We start from the raw sequence: 17,407 nt of genomic DNA on the forward strand, positions 1-17,407 counted from the left end.
AAATGGCATAATCGTTACTCAAAATACCTTCAATAAAAATTATTTAATCACCACGCGGCTCACGAGTATATCACCTTCGCCCGTCTGCAGACGCACGATATACACGCCGCTCGCAAGGCCCGCCACCGGCAGTTCCCAGCGGTTTGCACCGGCCGCGAAGACGCCCGCATCGTAAGATCCGACGGTCCGGCCGAGCATATCGCTGATCGAGATTGCGACGCGGCTCTCGCCCGCGAGGTTGAAATACGCCATTGCCACCGTCGAGGCGGGGTTTGGCGACACCCGAAGATCGCTCGTGCGGTTGCCACTCACGGTCGGCACGGCATCGACATACACATTGTCGCCGGTGATCGAGACCGTCAGGTGAAGCGTTGCCGAATAATCGCTCGACTGCACCTGAATATCCATCGGCAACTGCTTGCCGTTGTCGGTCGTATCGCGCACGAAAAGAAAATCGCCGGACTTGGTGCCGCCACTGGCGATCGTCCCGAGCGATACAGCGGTACTATGCACGGTATATCCGCTCTTCGGCAGTAAGGTAGCGGTAAAGTTCGCAGCGCCGCCGGTGTTCTTGAACGTCACCGACAGATCGTACTGCTTATTGATATAATCGAGCGAACCGTTCGTCTTGCCGTCGATACTGTACGAGTTGATCGACAGATTCGGCTTGGTCGTATCGACCCAAACATTGTCGCCAGTGATCTCGAGTGTCAAATACAGGGAGTCTTTATATTTCGCACCGTCGGTGACATAGAACACCATCGGAAGCTGCATGCCGTCGTCCGACGAATCGCGCGTAAACTTGAACACGCCGTTTGCCGTCGCATCGGTATTGAGCGCACCGAACGATGCCGAAGCCTGCTGTACGGTATAGCCGCCCTGCTGCACCAGCCTCACTGAAAGAGCATTGCCATTATTGCCGAGCAGATTACGGAAGGTGATCGAGAGCGCGTACTGCTTATTAAGATAATTCAATGTCCCGCTCGGCGTACCGTCCACACTGTATGACGAGATCACAAGTGCAGGAGTCTTTGCAGGGATCAGCGCATTTGCCGCATTCACTCGGCCCCAGTAGAGGTTACGATCGGTCGGCGACTTCAGCGCATCGACGGTCGAGACGATCTGGCTCTTTAAGATCTTCGGTGTCCAGTTCGGGTATCGCGATGCAAGCAATCCGGCAACACCGACAGTGTACGGACAGGAGAAGGACGTCCCGCCGGAGCTCCCATAGCTCGAATTCCCCGGAAACTCGGTCGACCAGATATTTGCACCCGGAGCATAGACATCCACACGATGGCCGTAGTTCGAAAAGCCAGTCACATGATCGTTCTCATCGGATGCGCCGACGGTCAGTACATTCGCATCGAGCGACGCGGGGATAAACGGAGTCGCGTCGATATTTGCACTGTTGTTGCCGGCCGCTGCAACGACAAGCGCGTTATGTGCGGTGGCATAATCGATGATCGAGTTCAAGAATGCAATATCGCTCGGCGTTGCGCCCGACGCATCGCCACCCCACGAACAATTAATGACCCGGGCCCCATGCATCGCAGCATACGTAATTCCTTCGTATCCGAAGCTGATATTGCCTGCATTCTTCCCGGTATCGGCAGTACACTTGATCGGCAAGTAGTGGCAATTGAACCCGACACCGGCAACGCCGAGTCCATTATCCGGTGTCGCGGCAAGACAGCCGGCGACGAACGTGCCATGTCCTTCATTCGGTCCGGGCATCGGGTCGTTGTCGCCTTTGTAGGTGCTGGTGTGGTCGGCACCCGACGAACTGCCTAGATCCCAGCCGTGCCAATTATCGACATACCCGTCACCATCGTCATCGACGCCGTTCGACCGCTTGTCTTTCCCTTTCGAATCCGTCCCCATCTCGCCCGGATTCGTCTGAAGGTTTGACATCAGATCCTCGTGAAGATAGTTCGTCCCTTCATCGAGCACGGCAAGCACCACCGATGACGAACCCTTCGTGGTGTTCCATGCCGTCGGCACGCTCATGAGGTTCAGGCCATACTGATCGCCGCTGGTGAAGTGCGGATCGTTCGGTTGATAGCACGGTTTGAAAATGAAGCGGCGGCTGACGAGCTCGACTTCCGGCAATGTCATCAGCATCGATTCGATCCGTTCTGCCGAGAGCCCTTCGTTGCTATACACGATATTGGCAATCGTTTTCACGAAGCCGTCCGACTGTCGCGGATCGTCGCCGTCGAGGCCGAGGAATGGTTGGATGTCACGCACACCGATTGTCTCGAACGCACGATCGAGATCGGCAAAACCCGTCGTCGTGCCCGCATGCAGATGCGAGGCCACGATCTTGCTCGACGGCTTGAATTTGATATAGAGAAAATTCTGCTGGAAGACGGCACCGCCCTTGGTGAAGCTCTGCGGCTGTTGGGCGAACGCCACCGTACCGAGCGCCGCCAGCAGCAATGCAATAGAATATGTTCTGATCGAGTGCGTCACGTAGGGTGGTCTCCTCTGGTTACATCAACTTGAAACCGTACGACAACAACAGGAACACGGCGACGACACCGGCGAGCGTCCAGGCCAGATACGTCTGGATGCGTCCCGTCTGGAACGAGCGGAATGCCATGCCGATCACCTGCGAAATTCCGGCGACAAGGTTGACCAGTCCGTCAACGATATACTTATCGATCCAACCGCTGATCATCGATACCGCAACCGTCAGTTTACCGACGCCGTTGACCATGCCGTCGACGATATTCGTATCGAACCATGCGCAAGAGCGCGAGATCAGCATAAACGAACCGACGAAGACAAAATCATAGAGCTCGTCGATGTACCACTTGTTCAAGCTGAAGTTGTAAAGTGGCTTCAAGGCCGAGGCAAGCTTATCGACGAGCGTCGTATTCTTCAGATATAAGAACCACGCAAGCGCAATACCGCTCAGCGCAACGACGATCGAGATGATCATGCCCATACCGGCGACTTCGTGCGTCTTATGCTCGAGCGCTTCCTGATGCGGAGCGAGTTCGATCGCTTCCTGCTTCAGTGCTGAGTGCTCAGTGCTGAGTGCTGAGTGCTCGGCAGCAGCGGGACCTTCCACATGTGCAAATTTCGGCGCAGTATTCGCCGGGACGATCTGAGCAGGCGTTGCTGCCCACTTCTTCATAAACCAGCCGTTCGCCGGATCGATCGGGTTTGCACCGTACCAAATCCAGATCGAGAGCGTCGCAAGAATCATCAACGGTACGGTCATTACCTTCGGCGATTCATGGACGTGCTCGAAAATCTCGGGCTTGCGTGGCTTGCCGAAGAACGTCATGAAGACCTGACGCCACATGTAAAAGGCCGTCATCATCGCAACACCAAACCCGAAGATCGGCAGGATACCTGCGATGCCGCCTTGTAACGCGGAGTAGGCCGTTGTACCGGCAAGAATTTCATCTTTCGACATGAAGCCGCTCATGAGCGGAATACCGCTGATTGCGAGCGTCGCAACGATAAATGTCGTCGCAGTGATCGGCATCTTCTTGTAGAGGCCGCCCATGTTGCGCATATCCTGCGGATCGGTGTGATGATCGTGCAAGTGATGCAGCGAATGGTGCATCGCATGGATCACCGAACCCGAACCGAGGAAGAGACACGCTTTGAACATTGCGTGCGTCACGAGGTGGAAAAATCCTGCGCTGAAGGCGCCCACACCAAGCGCCATGATCATGTACCCAAGCTGTGACACCGTCGAGTATGCAAGTACTTTCTTGATGTCGTTCTGTGTCAGAGCGATCGAAGCGGCGAGGAAGCTCGTGAAGCCGCCGATCATTGCAACGACGAGCATCGCGTCGCCGGTCAGGATCGGGAAGATGCGGCACGTCAGATACACACCGGCTGCAACCATCGTTGCAGCGTGGATCAGTGCGGACACTGGCGTCGGGCCTTCCATTGCATCGGGAAGCCACACATGCAACGGGAATTGTGCGCTCTTGCCGACCGCACCGCAAAAGATCAATACGCCGGCAACCGTGAGCGTTGTCTCGGGGCTCAAGCCCAAGAGACTGAAATTCGCCGGAAGCCCGGCATGAATCGCGGCAAAGATCTTCGAGAAATCGAATGTGTGGAACGTCGTGAACATCAACATCAACCCTGTCCACATGCCGACGTCGCCGACACGATTGACGATGAATGCTTTCTTCGACGCCTGCTGTGGGCCTGGCTTCTCATACCAGTGCGAGATCAGCGCATAACTCGAAAATCCGACAAGCTCCCAGAAGATATAGAGCGAGAGTAAATTATTGCCGAGGACGATACCGAGCATCGAGAAGGTAAAGATGCCGAGATAGGCGAAGTACCGCGAGTAGCGGATATCGTCGTGCATGTACTCGCTGGAAAACAGATGCACCAGGAACGAGATCAAGGTCACGACCACAAGCATGATCGCCGTCAGGTTGTCGATCATGACGCCGGTCGTCAGGTCCCACTGTCCGACGCCGGGGACGTTGCCGAAGCTGATCCAGTTGGTCGTCCAGTTGATCGTTTCTGCCGATCCGGTGAGCTTATTGACGCAGATATAGATCGCCAGCGCCAGTGCAGTGCCGAGGATCGGCAAGCCCACCATGTGCGCCTTGTGCATCAATCGTTTCTGATTGAAGATAATGATCAGGAACGACAGCAGCGGCAGTCCCAGAATTACCAGCGATAATGCTATCAGTTGGTGCATAATACTCAGTAGCTCAGTATATAGTGGAACCGGCGTTGAGCCGGTTCGCTCCGGCAAGAAGCCGGAGCCACTTCCTTAGTCCCGCAACGAATCTGCGTCGGCAGGATTGACGGTCTTGAAATTTTTGAATACGTTCAGTACGATCGCCAGCGCGACTGCTGCTTCGGCAGCGGCGACGACGATCACAAAGATCGAGGCCATCTGGCCGCCGATATTGATGCCACCGAACCGGCTAAAGCCGATGAAGTTCAGATTAGCGGCATTCAAGATCAGCTCGGCACCCATAAGGATGGCGATGACATTCCGGCGCGAGAGCATCGTAAAGACGCCCAGCACGAAGAGTGCGGCGCTGGCGAACAAGTAGTGATTGAGTCCGATGGTCATACGAGATTGTTCGCTTAGTTGTTGGCGGTTAACGCATCGCTCAGGGCTTCTTCCTTCGGTGTCGGCTCTTTGCGCGCGATCATTGCTGCCCCAATTAGTGCGACAAGCAATACGACCGACACGATCTCGAACGGCAGCAGATAATCGTTGAGCATCAACTTGCCGATCTCGGTTGCCGTACCGCTCGAGCCTTCGCCCTTCTTCATTTCTTCCGGCGTACCGTACTTGACGTTCAGGATGCGCTCGTTCGCATCTTTATTCCACGGGCTCGACGCCCAAGGCTGGCTCTTGTAGGTCGGGAAGGTAGAAACGGTCTGCGACTTACCGTCTGGCGTCTTGATCGTCTTCGTCGCATCGCTGCCGAAATATGCCATGCAGAGAATAGCGAATAGGCCGAGCGACAATAGCCCCGCCGCCCATCGCGATCCCGAACTCATCGTGATGTTCGCGCTCGCGATGCGGTTGGTGAGCATGACGCCGAAGATCAAGAGGATCAGGATGCCGCCGACATACACCATCAACTGCGTGATGGCCAGGAAGTCGGCATTTGCCATGACGTACAGCCCTGCAACCCCGAAGAATGTAAAGAGCAGCGCGAACGCCGCATACACGATATTCTTCGAGAATGCCGTGACGAAGGCACCACCAAGGGTGACCACGAGAAATATATAGAAGATCAGATCGAACATGTACGTTTCTTCCGAATGTACTGTATAACTTTGGCGGTGCTACCGTCGGACGAATCGGATCGGACCGGCGGCGCAACACAACTCACACTTTACTCAGCTCTTCGCCTGGAACGGGGGCGGCTTCACTCCGCCCGGCTTCGCAGCGAATGGCGGTGGCTTGACCCCACCGGCGGCTGCAGGCGGCGGCGTTACCGGTGCTGCAGCCGGAGCGGCTGCGGCGGCCTTTGCCTTTTCTTCGGCCTGCTTTGCGCGTTCGGCGGCCAGACGCTCTTCGTCCTTCTTGGCAGCCTCCGTGCGCTTGGCAGCCTCATCCGCGTTCATCGTCGCGTAATTATAGATCAGATTCACGCGATCGAATTCGCTAAACTCATAGACATCCGTCATGCGGATGCATTCGGTCGGGCATGGGAACGTGCACAGACCGCAATAGCAGCATTTCGCAATATCGATATCGAACCGCGTTACCCAGAGCGACTTCTTCTTGCCCTGCGATGTCGTACCGAGTTGGTCGCCGGGGACGCCCTTAGCCGTATCGATAGTGATACAATTCACCGGGCACGCACGCGCACACTGGTCGCAGCCGATGCAATCGTCCATATTGACATAGAGACGGTTGCGGGCACGCTCCGGCATGATGTAGCGGTCCTCGGGGTTCGGATATTGACGCGTGACCTTCGGCTGAAGCAAATGCTTCATCACGATGCCCATTCCCTTGAGCGCCGTTCCGAGTCCGTCTTTGATATCGCTAAAGTATCCTGCCATGTTTTGAATTGACAATTGAGATCCGAGCGGCTCGGGCGACCCCGAACGTCTCTCGGACGTCATTCATCGATATACACATTCTCCTGCCACTCATTTGCTTCGGCATCCGGCACCAGCATCGCGCCGATGACCCCGATGATCTGGATCGAATGGCCGCCGATCGTCAGTACCTGGGCGATGTTGCCCGGGACGACAGCCTGAAGCCACCGTGCAATGTAGCCGACCGACGCAAGCCAGCCGGTCGCTGCGGCAAGCGTCCCGAATAAGAAGATCGCTCCGAACGCAAGCCGTTTCTCCACATCGCTCCTTAGTGCACCAGCCAGGTCACGAGCGTTCCGATGACGAGCACCGTCGCCATGCCGAACGGGATCATGACCTTCCAGCAGATATTCATCAGTTGGTCGACGCGCAAGCGCGGCAGTGTCCAACGGATCCAGATCTGAATGAGCACAAAAAAGATCGCTTTCCCGACGAACCAGAACAGGCCCATCACCGGCCCACCGAGCACATCGCCGAACGGCGAATTCCACCCGCCGAGAAACAACACCGAGGCGATCGCGCTGACGACGAACATATTCGCATATTCCGCCAGGAAGAACAGCGCGAACTTCATAGCCGAATACTCCGTGTGATACCCGGCGACGAGTTCGGATTCTGCTTCGGGAATATCGAACGGCACACGGTTCGTTTCCGCGAGCGATGCGACGATATAAATCACAAAGGCGACAAGCATGAACGGCGTCAGCAACCAGGAGTAGCCGCCGCCAAACCCGGCCAAATGCTTCGGACCGCCGAAGAGAAACCAGTTTTGAATACCGCCTTCCTGCAACTTCGAGATGGTCTGCATATCCATCGAACCGGCAACCATCACGACACAAAGGATGGCAAGCCCGGTCGGAATTTCGTAGCTGACGATCTGTGCGACCGAACGCATCGAGCCGAAGAGCGAATACTTATTGTTCGATCCCCATCCTGCCATCAAGAGACCAACGACCACGAGGCCGCTCGCCGCGACGATATAGAAAATACCGAGATTGATTCGGGCGCCGATATATGCAGCCGAGAACGGCAGCGCAGCAAAGCCGAGATAGCTCCCGATAAAGACGATAAACGGCGACATATTGAAGAGCTTCTTATCGGCATCCTTCGGCGAAATATCTTCCTTTTGCAGAAGTTTCAGGATGTCGGCGATCGGCTGCAGCAAACCCATCGGCCCGGTGCGCATCGGTCCGAGTCGGTCCTGCAAGAATGCGGAAAGTTTCATTTCCGCATAGATCGCGAAGAGTGCATAGAGCAAGATCACCACAAGCGGCATCGCCGAATACACGACGACCGCAAGGATGTCGGAAAGGTCTCCCTTCCCGAGCAAGCTTACCAACAGATCTCGAAGTCCGTCAAACATGTACTGTTTGCTTTGTCAGTTACTACTCAACGATTATCACTGCGAGCGAAGCGAAGCAATCTATGATCTCGAAGCGGGCGATGCACCCGAACATTCCAGATTGCTTCGTCGGGCTAAAGCCCTCCTCGCAATATCATTAATATTTACCGATCCACTTCTCCGAGCACGATATCGATCGAGCCGAGGATGATGATCAAGTCCGCCATCAGGTAGCCGCGCGAGATGATCGGCAGCAACGCTAAGTTCGTGAAGGCTGGCGAGCGAACTTTGACACGCCACGGATTCACGTTGTCTTTCGACACAATGTAATACCCAAGCTCTCCGCGCGGATTCTCGGTACGCGAGTAGATCTCGCCGACCGGCGGCTTGATGCGCTTCGGGATCGCCTTCTGGACGTCCGTCTTGTCATTCTGCGGGAATTGCTCGAGGATCTGCTCGATGATATTGAGCGACTGTTCCCACTCGAGCATTCTGACCCAGTGACGATCGAAGCAATCGCCGACTTGCCCGATCATTCCGGTGCCGACGGCGACCTCGAACTCAAAACGATCATATATGGAATATGGGTCGTCGCGGCGAAGGTCCCACTTCACGCCCGAACCGCGGAGCATCGGTCCGCTGGCGCCCATATTGATCGCGACGTCCGGCTTGAGGACGCCGACGTTCGCTGTGCGCTCGAGGAAGATCTTGTTGAACGTCAGCAGTTCGTTGACTTCCTTATGTGTGGCGCGATTCTTCTTGACGAATGCGCGCACCATGCCGAGCACATCGGGATGCAGATCGTGCGAAAGACCGCCGACCCAGATATAATTATAGAGCAAACGCGCACCGCAGGTCTTCTCGAACATCTCGAGGATATCCTCGCGGTCACGGAAGCAATAGAGGAAGGGAGTGAAGGCACCGACGTCGAGACCGAACGTGCCGACCGCGATCAAGTGCGACGCGATACGCTGCAGCTCCGCGAAGAGCACGCGGATATACTCGACCTTCTCGGGCACTTCGATACCCATCAAACGCTCGACTGCAAGTGCATAGCCGTGCTCGGAGTTCATTGCCGCGAGGTAGTCCATACGATCGACGTACGGCACGACCTGCGGGTAGGTCATGGCCTCGCAATGCTTCTCGAAACAACGGTGCAAATAGCCAAGATGCGGCACAACGTCGATCACGAGTTCGCCGTCGAGCACAGCCTCCAGGCGCAACACACCGTGGGTGGACGGGTGCTGGGGCCCGATGTTGAGGATCATCTCCTCGGTCTTCAGACGGTTCGTCTCGACCTTCTCGGCCGGCACGACCTTCACCGGTACCGGCGCGGTCGTCAAGTTGGGGTGAAGAACTTCAGCCATTAATACTGTACCTTCATTCCTCTGTAAAACTCGGGGTGCTTGTAGTCCTTGCGAAGCGGATGGCCGACCCAGTCGTCATCGAGCAGGATGCGGCGCAGATCGGGATGTTCGAGAAACTTGATCCCGATCATATCATATCCCTCACGCTCGTGCCAGTTCGCGCTGGCCCACAGATCGGTCACCGACGGGACGATCGGGTGATCGACCGGCACCGTGACCTTCAGTGCGAAGGCGTGCTTCTTGGACATCGACTCCATGTGGTACGCGACGTAGAGCGTCTTATCGCCATTGTCGCCACAGGAGACACTATTAAGATTCTCGAACGCCAGATCGCTGTCATCGCGCAGGTACTGGCAGATCTCGTGAACCGCACCGGGCTCGGCGACATCCGCATAGCTCGAGGTGCGCTTGGCGTACTCGGAGCCGGTCTGCTCGTTGAAGTCGCCGATTTTGTTGCCAAAAACGGCTTTCAGCTTTTCGTAGATCTCTTTGTTCGTCATACACTTTTCAAGTAGCGCCGACGTTCGTCGGCGGGTCCCAACCGCAAACCTTCGGTTTGCGGGCGCCGACTGAAGTCGGCGCTACTACTTAACTCAATACCGTCCGCGCAACCGACTGCTTGCGAACCTTCTCTTGCAGCTTCATCAGTCCTTCAAGAAGTGCTTCCGGACGCGGCGGACAGCCGGGGATATACACGTCTACCGGAATCACACGGTCGACGCCCTTCAGGACGTGATACCCATGTTCCCAGTACGGGCCGCCGCAGTTGGAGCAGGAGCCCATCGAGAGAATGTACTTGGGGTCCGGCATCTGTTCGTAGAGCATCTTCGTGCGGCTGGCCATTTTCAGGGTCACCGTGCCGGAGATGATCATAATATCCGACTGCCGCGGGCTCGGACGCGGAATGACGCCGAAACGACCGATGTCGTAGTGCGATGCCGAAGCAGCCATCATCTCGATAGCGCAGCATGCCAGGCCGAAGCCCATCATCCACAAGCTCGACAATCGCGACCAGTTCAGCAGTGTGTCCACGCCGGTGATCACGATGTTCCCGCTATCGAACGGATTGTCGTACTTATTGAGTAATCCCATACTTTCGTAAACGGATGAAGGATGAATGAGGAAGGATCACCGAAGTCGTCCGCCGCTCATTCTTCGCAATTCACAGTTCAAACTTCACACGTCGTCAGTTCACAAGCTGCTCGACGGGCATCGGCATCACATCGGCCGGAACCGGCGTCGGGCTCTTGCGCGGCTGTGCGCGGAGCACGAGGTCGCCGAGATCGGCAACGTACGGCTTCGGGCGCACCCAGTCGAGGTCGCCCTTCACCCATGCGTACGCAAAGCCGACGATCAGGATGGCAAGGAACACCAGCATTTCGCTGTATGCCAGCCAGCCCATCTGCTTATAGACGAGCGCCCAGGGAAAGAGAAAGACGATTTCGACGTCGAACAACAGAAAGATCAGGGCTACGATATAGAAGCGGATATTGAATTTGATCCAACCGGACCCGATCGGATCTTCGCCGCATTCGTAGGCGGAATTCTTGAGAGTATTCGGCTTGGTAGGACGGATGAGCATGTTGGTGACAATGCCCCCTGCCGTAAAGATGATCGCTAATATGAAAAACGCAAAAACGTGACTAAATTCGCCGAGCATCGTTAATGCCTTTCAGTAAAGGAATAGCTCTAAACAGATTCCCCACGGAGAAAATTGCCCGCAGTGGAAAATCGTACAAATATACGAGGGTATCCGGCCCACTGTCGGCAATTAGTCTAAGACCGAAGCGCGAGCAGCCGTGTATCGCTATTTGACCAACACGATGAGAACGCAGGCGATATCGTGCACGTTTGGACGTTATGACTCCGCATAGTTGCTCTCGGGTTCTCGGTATTCTCACCTACTCGATGCTTGCCATTGGGCAATTGCTCACGGCCGGATGTCGTTCATCCGTTACCGCTCCAACGGAAACTCCTGTACTGAAAGATTCGGTCACATACCGGGTGACTGCCAAAAGCTCCAATGTCACTGCAGACTCCTTAATCGAACTCCGGCTCACACCGACTCCGCCGGGAATCGTGTCATATCGATGGTCGTATACGGATACAGCGGGACATGCGGAGTACACAGATTCCAACCGCTTCAACGCAGCCATCCACTTCCCCGGTCTCTATACAATTCAAGTCGAGGCATTCGCATCCGGCAGTACGAAGGCGATGGTTGTCGAAACCGGCTTTGTCTACGTGCACCCCCACGCCATTGAGCTGTCACTCATTCAACAGTTTCAAAAGGTACGGATCGACGTTCGCTTTTCAGGCTGGTATCGTGACAGTGTGTATCATCACGCCGGTTCGCTTCGCACAGTGTATGATTCGCTCCGTGGGTTGTTCGATGACGGTAAGTCAGTGACGCTCGACGTGCTTGTCGATCCATTGGGTAGCTTTTCCGCAAGCACGCACCCGCCTCAAACATCGTCAGGTACCCCACCCGAATACGCTTCCGGGCAAGACGCCTACATCTCCGGCGAGCTGTCGTATGATGGGACCCAGCTTGACGATGCAGATCTGCGTGGAGATGCGGGCTCATTCATGAACCTCGATGGGCACCAATCCCAAGACGATCGTTCGGTCTCCCTCTTGTTTCGCTCGCTGCATGTAGTGGACGTGTTCACTGATTCCGTTCGGTTCATGGAATTTGGGAATACATTACGGTCAGCGGTCCAGGTTCAAGATGATTCGGTGTCGAGCTATTCCTACGCGAATACGCACGAATATTTTTCCCACCGCCTCCTTCAAATAGATACAACCGATGGATATCATCGAGCATATTGCACGGTCACGTTCTTCCGCTAAGCGAAGCCTCGTGCTCGCAGCCGCGATATGGTTGTTCCTTTGTGGCTGTCATTCGTCTGGCGACCCGCTTCAGCCGGTTCCATCCTCTGGTCCCAAGCCGGCGGCGCCGAAAGATACCCTCCGAATTGTACCGAGTTCGACTGTCGAGCTTCCGACCGACACCCTAGAATTTTTCGCTACGACTACACTTGCGCTCCCCAGACCGATGCTCTTTGAATGGGAGTTCGATGATTCATTCCATGTGATCACAGGTCTCGACCTCGATACGATTCGGTACTATTTCCGTGAGCCCGGTGAACATGTCGTCCGGCTGAAACTGATTGAACCGAAGTCTCAATTGGTGTACGATACTGCGTCAACGACGATCCAACGCACGCCAAGTGACGCGGAGCGTACGTTTGCGATTTTGCAGAAATTCTCGAACTTGTCGGTAACAATGACCGCGAAGAATCACTACTCAACGAATACGAACAACGATACCGTGGCCTCGGAGACAACTGTGTTCCAACCGTATGCTTCGTTGAACTGGCACTATCATCAATGCGGCGTTCTATACTCGTTTTACCAGCCTCCGAATTCATACCCGCATCGCACTGACTCCCGGTCCACATACATCAAATTCTCCGACGACGGGAAACGTATCGATTCCCTCGACATCGCCATCTACCAGGCTACCGAAGGCCAGATCCAACCTGCCGACCCTAACCTGAAATTCACAATCTCACAGAGGCTGACCCTGATAAACCTGCCACTAACGTACTACAGCAAAGACAGCGTAGTGGTGAATCTGAAGGGCCCGGAGGTAGAGCCCAAGGTGATCGAATATGGAACGGGCCTATACCTGCAGTCGAGCACGGACTTCTACTACCGAAACTCCACCTCCACCGACTGGGGCTCGCCCGACTCGCCGCCGGAATTGCGGTTGACCTTGTGGTAGCTACTGGGGAAATGATGGGAGACGGCTGGACCCTCGATTCCATCGGTTGGCACTCGACGAAGGTGACCCCAACACTGCGGCTAATCTTTACCAAATACTGAAGACCGGTGTAACCGATTGTATATACAGGATATTTGCTGTTTGGGCTACGTGTCGGATACAGATGCCTATGTGCGCCAATAAAAAAGAAAAAAATTGTAACCAATGACCGGGGGATGAGTTACTATTAAGTAATACACACAGTCCGTACCCATGCGACGATACCGGTTCGTCCTATCCCTCTTTTTGTTGCTTGTTGCAGGCCTGGCGGCGCGCGCGCAACAACCCCAGTGGCGCCTGCTCGCGCCGAATATCATGCAGACCTCGCGCAACACGGCGTTCGCACCCGCTGAGTATGGGTCGATCAAAGCGAAGGATTCGGTCATCCTTGCCGGATGGGCCAATTTGGTGCTTTCAACCGATTACGGCGCGACCTGGACGACGCTGACTACTCCGCCAATTGGGAATTGGATCGGCGATGTCGATATCTGGGATGTCGATCACTTTGCATTCGTCACACGCGATAAAGGCGCGTTCTACACGACCGACCGCGGCAATACATGGAAGAGCCTGGTCCCTTCGACTGGCGGACATTGCATCCTCTACGATTTCGCACCGGACCGGTTCATCCTCTATGCCGATATGGGCGTGGTAACCAAGGTCACGCTCGGGAGCACGCCAATCCGTACTAGTACCGGATCGTGGGGATATATCACCGTCGCCGCAGACAGCACATACCGCATTTCCGCCGGGGGCTCATTCTATTACAGTACCGATCACGGTGTTTCCTGGGTCAAGACTGCAACCGGTGTAACGTATCAAGACTGCAACACCTCGATCTCCGATCAAACCGACCCGAATATCCACATTGTGATCAATGAAAACTGGGCGTTTCGCAGCCCGGTATTCTCGCAGATGTTTCGGACGACCGACAACGGAGTGACCTGGAATTTGTGCTATAAGGTCTCGCTCGGAGCGTTTACTGATCTCAAAGGCAATTCCACTCGCGGCTGCCACGATTATTTTGTCGGAGAAGAGGGCAACGGAATCCTGCGCTCGTCCGATCAGGGAGTAACCTGGACACCGATGATCTCGCCGGTCTCGGCTGTAGATTCACACAACATTTTTGCCGTCGACGACAGCCTCCTGTACGTCATCGATACCCTCGGTTCGATCTGGGGTACTGCCGCTCCCGGAACGTCGAGCGGACTGGGGATTCAGGGTCAGCACTTGTTCAAGCCGTTTTCGCTTTCGATCTGCGACACACCGATTTATAACTATTTCGTCCTCTCGCCGTCGACGTGCCGACCGAAGTGGGCGGTCTCGGCCGAGATCGACGGCCAAGACATTTCGAGCTACCTGCTGTTGAAGCAGCCAACGCTGCCGCCGCCGGACCATGACACCATCTATGTGCGGTTTAATCCGGTGAGCGTCGGTGCGAAGCATGGGCGCGTCAAGCTGACACTCAACGACGGATCAATCACCTATATCGATCTCGACGGATCTGTTTCACCACCGACACTCGATACGAAACCGTCGAGACTCTTTACCGATGATACGATCGATTTCTGCTCGAGCGCACTTGACAGTCTTCTCCTCAAAGCAGCTTGCCCCGTTGTCTTTTCATCGGTCACCATCATCGGCCAGGATGCATCATCGTTCGTGATTGTCGGCTCGAAACCGAAACTGCTCCCATCCGACTCCATGCTGCGTGTGCTCTGTAGCCCGAAGCGTTCGGGTATGCTTCACGCGTTTGTGCATTTTGTTGGGAAAGACGGCGGCAGTTGGGATGTGCCCCTCGATCTGTACGTACGAACGCTGCCGTTTACCTATTCGCCACCGGCCCTCTTCGTCGGCGATACGATTGCCGGCTGCAATACGCGGCTCGACAGTCTGATTGTTCACGCCCCATGCCCGACATCGTTCTTGTCTGTGACAGTGCTCGGATCCGATTCACTTTCGTACACCATCGTCGGTAACAAACTACTGAATATTCCTTCGGACTCGGTGCTGCACGTACTTTGTACTCCGCATCGCGCCGGTCGTTTGCATGCGCGGCTGCATATCGTCCGTTCAGATGGGGGCACAATCGACTTGCCGCTCGATCTCGATGCCGATACCATTGGTGTGACGGTATCACCACTCACCTCTTCTCGCGTCGATACGATCTATATCTGCCAGCTTCACACCGACAGCATTCTTCTGCGCGCACCGTGCGCGGTCGGGATTGGTTCGTTCACGATCAGCGGGCCGGACTCCGCATCGTTCCGCTCTTCGCGCCGCTCGGCAGTGTTGCCGGCGGACTCGCTCGTGAGTATCGTCTGCGACCCCACACACACCGGCGACCTGACGGCTACACTACATATCGCCACGCTTGACGGCAGAAGCTGGGACGTGCTGTTGCATGTCGTCGTGCTCACGGCGCCGATCGCGGTCGAGCCGCCGGAGCTGTTCCATGGCGATACACTCTATCTCTGTTCGCGTGAACTCGATAGCCTGCGGATCGTCTCGCCATGTCCGTTCGCGATCGACTCTGCAACGATCCTCGGGCCGGACTCCGCATCGTTCACGTTCACAAGTTTGAACGCCTCCGCATCGGATTCGTTGGTACGAGTGCTCTGTACACCTCGTCACGACGGCACCCTCACTGCATCCGTCCATGTCGTTGCTTCGGACGGACGCACCGAGGACATTCCCCTCTCGGTAGTTGTGAGCCCCGATCAAACGATCGCTCGTGCGCTGGCAAGTTTGCAAGGCGACACACTCTATCCGTGCCAGAGCCGCGTCGGTACGATCGAGCTGCGGTCCCCATGCAGTAACGACATTGTTACGGCGACGCTCCAAGGGCAAGACGCTGCGCTCTTCTCGCTTTCATTGACAACCGCACATCTGCCCGAAGATTCGCTCCTGACGGTCGATCTCGCCCCGACAACGAACGGACACTACCGTACGACACTCCATCTCGAAGCAGCCGATGGACGTACGTGGGATTTCCCGATCGATGTATTCCGCGCTGCAACTCAGATCTCGTACGCACCGGCAGCTCTCTTTCGCGGGGATACAGTTTCGATGTGTGTCGGTGGGTCGGATACGATCGTGTTACGAACGCCGTGTCCGCTGTCGCTTTCTTCGATGTCGATCACGGGTGTCGATGCAGCATCGTATACATTACTCACGACTTCGACGCAACTTCCCGCCGATTCGGTGGTCATTGTGCGTTGCACGCCGAAACACCTTGGGATGCTCGATGCAACTCTTCATGTAAGCGACGCCGAAGGCGGGAGCCACGATATATCGCTCGCTGTCGTTGTCGCCGGAGCGACCGTCACGCTCTCGCCGGCGGTGCTGTTCGATAACGATTCGCTCTCAGTGTGTACCAGCATCGCGGATTCTGTTTCGATCCGCATCCCGTGTCCGGTGGACCTGGCGGATATCTCCGTCACCGGTCCGGACGCATCGTCGTTCGTGCTGACGGCCACCGCTCCGCTGACGGTAACACACGACTCGACGATCGTGCTGACCTGTGTACCCGTGCATCCGGGTAAACTCGATGCGAAGCTGCACATGAGCGCAACGGATGGTCGTTCGTGGGATGTGCCGCTGGCACCGTTCGTAAACGCACTTCCTACCGTATTCTTCGATCAACACAGCATGACACCTGCGTATACTGACACCGTGGGCGGCGATGCATTCATCCCGATCGTGATCGAGCATACGGGAGCACAAACCGATGTCGAGTTTACGGTAAACTTCGACCCCAGACCACTGGTGTATCGGGGAGTGTTCGACCGGCAAGGACGCGACGTAACGATCGGACATCCGTCCGCTTCGCAAGCGCGCGTACGGTTCAATACGCGCAACGATACGACCCTCGAAGCGTACTTCTCGTTCTACCCGGTCGATTCGGCATGTACGCATGTCACGATCGATTCGGTGACCGGCGCCGATGGGTCGCTTGCTTGTCTGAGTGTCCTCTCACAGCCGATCGGTACCGATGTGTGTTCACCGACCGGCTGCGCATGGGGCCCGCTTGCAAACTACCTCCGGTTCCGCACGATGCCGAACCTGAAGATTATCCCCAATCCTGCGAATACATCCTTCATCTTGCGCACAAGCGAACGCATCGAGCATGCGACCGTCGAGATTGTCGATGTATTCGGCACACGAACCAGAGTTGCCGATGATGTGACGATTTCGCAGGACGGCCTGAACTGTAGCACCGATCGGTTTGCAAGCGGCGTCTACGAAACGGTGGTCACCGCAAGCGCAGGAACGATCCACGCGCGAGTCGTGGTGATGCGATAGTCT

At 55.8% G+C, this 17,407-nt stretch carries 14 protein-coding genes; 3 read left to right on the forward strand and 11 right to left on the reverse strand.

Translation table 11 applies throughout. The features are described from left to right. Positions 1-39: 39 nt before the first annotated feature. The 11 genes from JSS75_09465 to JSS75_09515 form a co-directional block, all read right to left on the reverse strand. Positions 40-2,472, reverse strand: coding sequence for a S8 family peptidase (locus JSS75_09465; GenBank protein ID MBS1903920.1), 2,433 nt, complete (start codon positions 2,470-2,472; stop codon positions 40-42). Between the two features lie 19 nt (positions 2,473-2,491). Continuing rightward, complete coding sequence (gene nuoL / locus JSS75_09470) at positions 2,492-4,687, reverse strand: NADH-quinone oxidoreductase subunit L (protein MBS1903921.1); 2,196 nt, start codon at positions 4,685-4,687, stop codon at positions 2,492-2,494. Positions 4,688-4,762: 75 nt separating this feature from the next. After that, a complete protein-coding gene (gene nuoK, locus JSS75_09475) occupies positions 4,763-5,071 on the reverse strand; it encodes an NADH-quinone oxidoreductase subunit NuoK (GenBank protein ID MBS1903922.1) in 309 nt (102 codons plus the stop codon). A 14-nt stretch (positions 5,072-5,085) separates the two neighbouring features. Then, positions 5,086-5,760 (reverse strand): NADH-quinone oxidoreductase subunit J, encoded by a 675-nt coding sequence (locus JSS75_09480; protein MBS1903923.1) that lies wholly within the window; start codon positions 5,758-5,760, stop codon positions 5,086-5,088. 93 nt (positions 5,761-5,853) lie between these two features. Then, positions 5,854-6,522: an NADH-quinone oxidoreductase subunit I gene (locus JSS75_09485; GenBank protein MBS1903924.1), complete on the reverse strand. Its 669-nt coding sequence runs from the start codon at positions 6,520-6,522 to the stop codon at positions 5,854-5,856. Between the two features lie 59 nt (positions 6,523-6,581). Further along, positions 6,582-6,821 carry a hypothetical protein gene (locus tag JSS75_09490; GenBank protein ID MBS1903925.1) on the reverse strand — a complete coding sequence of 80 codons (240 nt, stop codon included), beginning with the start codon at positions 6,819-6,821 and terminating at the stop codon, positions 6,582-6,584. Between the two features lie 8 nt (positions 6,822-6,829). After that, complete coding sequence (gene nuoH, locus JSS75_09495) at positions 6,830-7,924, reverse strand: NADH-quinone oxidoreductase subunit NuoH (protein ID MBS1903926.1); 1,095 nt, start codon at positions 7,922-7,924, stop codon at positions 6,830-6,832. Between the two features lie 143 nt (positions 7,925-8,067). Continuing rightward, on the reverse strand, positions 8,068-9,270 hold the full coding sequence (locus JSS75_09500) for an NADH-quinone oxidoreductase subunit D (GenBank protein MBS1903927.1): 1,203 nt from the start codon (positions 9,268-9,270) through the stop codon (positions 8,068-8,070). After that, on the reverse strand, positions 9,270-9,770 hold the full coding sequence (locus JSS75_09505) for an NADH-quinone oxidoreductase subunit C (protein ID MBS1903928.1): 501 nt from the start codon (positions 9,768-9,770) through the stop codon (positions 9,270-9,272). Before JSS75_09505 ends, JSS75_09500 begins: the two co-directional genes overlap by 1 nt. Before the next feature lie 88 nt (positions 9,771-9,858). Continuing rightward, positions 9,859-10,362, reverse strand: coding sequence for an NADH-quinone oxidoreductase subunit NuoB (nuoB, locus tag JSS75_09510; protein MBS1903929.1), 504 nt, complete (start codon positions 10,360-10,362; stop codon positions 9,859-9,861). Between the two features lie 94 nt (positions 10,363-10,456). Then, the gene (locus JSS75_09515) at positions 10,457-10,930 is read right to left on the reverse strand and encodes an NADH-quinone oxidoreductase subunit A (GenBank protein ID MBS1903930.1); all 474 of its coding nucleotides are present in this window, start codon (positions 10,928-10,930) and stop codon (positions 10,457-10,459) included. A gap of 200 nt (positions 10,931-11,130) precedes the next feature. Here JSS75_09515 and JSS75_09520 point away from each other — a divergent pair, with 200 nt between their 5' ends. The 3 genes from JSS75_09520 to JSS75_09530 all read left to right on the forward strand — a co-directional run bounded on the left by JSS75_09520 (position 11,131) and on the right by JSS75_09530 (position 17,404). After that, positions 11,131-12,123 (forward strand): hypothetical protein, encoded by a 993-nt coding sequence (locus JSS75_09520; GenBank protein ID MBS1903931.1) that lies wholly within the window; start codon positions 11,131-11,133, stop codon positions 12,121-12,123. Then, positions 12,080-13,060, forward strand: coding sequence for a hypothetical protein (locus JSS75_09525; GenBank protein MBS1903932.1), 981 nt, complete (start codon positions 12,080-12,082; stop codon positions 13,058-13,060). The genes JSS75_09520 and JSS75_09525 overlap by 44 nt, the downstream gene beginning before the upstream one ends. Before the next feature lie 252 nt (positions 13,061-13,312). Continuing rightward, positions 13,313-17,404, forward strand: coding sequence for a hypothetical protein (locus JSS75_09530; protein ID MBS1903933.1), 4,092 nt, complete (start codon positions 13,313-13,315; stop codon positions 17,402-17,404). The last annotated feature ends 3 nt before the right edge of the window (positions 17,405-17,407 follow it).

It is taken from the genome of Bacteroidota bacterium (assembly GCA_018266755.1).
Lineage (GTDB): Bacteria > Bacteroidota > Ignavibacteria > Palsa-1295 > Palsa-1295 > JAFDZW01.

What these genes read in the sequence shown, in the direction of transcription:
- JSS75_09520 (MBS1903931.1), top strand. Translation starts at nt 11,131, where the DNA reads ATGACTCCGCATAGTTGCTCTCGGGTTCTCGGTATTCTCACCTACTCG.
- JSS75_09480 (MBS1903923.1), bottom strand. Translation starts at nt 5,760, where the DNA reads ATGTTCGATCTGATCTTCTATATATTTCTCGTGGTCACCCTTGGTGGT.
- nuoL (MBS1903921.1), bottom strand. Translation starts at nt 4,687, where the DNA reads ATGCACCAACTGATAGCATTATCGCTGGTAATTCTGGGACTGCCGCTG.
- nuoH (MBS1903926.1), bottom strand. Translation starts at nt 7,924, where the DNA reads ATGTTTGACGGACTTCGAGATCTGTTGGTAAGCTTGCTCGGGAAGGGA.
- JSS75_09525 (MBS1903932.1), top strand. Translation starts at nt 12,080, where the DNA reads ATGGATATCATCGAGCATATTGCACGGTCACGTTCTTCCGCTAAGCGA.
- nuoB (MBS1903929.1), bottom strand. Translation starts at nt 10,362, where the DNA reads ATGGGATTACTCAATAAGTACGACAATCCGTTCGATAGCGGGAACATC.
- JSS75_09515 (MBS1903930.1), bottom strand. Translation starts at nt 10,930, where the DNA reads ATGCTCGGCGAATTTAGTCACGTTTTTGCGTTTTTCATATTAGCGATC.
- JSS75_09505 (MBS1903928.1), bottom strand. Translation starts at nt 9,770, where the DNA reads ATGACGAACAAAGAGATCTACGAAAAGCTGAAAGCCGTTTTTGGCAAC.
- nuoK (MBS1903922.1), bottom strand. Translation starts at nt 5,071, where the DNA reads ATGACCATCGGACTCAATCACTACTTGTTCGCCAGCGCCGCACTCTTC.
- JSS75_09500 (MBS1903927.1), bottom strand. Translation starts at nt 9,270, where the DNA reads ATGGCTGAAGTTCTTCACCCCAACTTGACGACCGCGCCGGTACCGGTG.
- JSS75_09485 (MBS1903924.1), bottom strand. Translation starts at nt 6,522, where the DNA reads ATGGCAGGATACTTTAGCGATATCAAAGACGGACTCGGAACGGCGCTC.
- JSS75_09530 (MBS1903933.1), top strand. Translation starts at nt 13,313, where the DNA reads ATGCGACGATACCGGTTCGTCCTATCCCTCTTTTTGTTGCTTGTTGCA.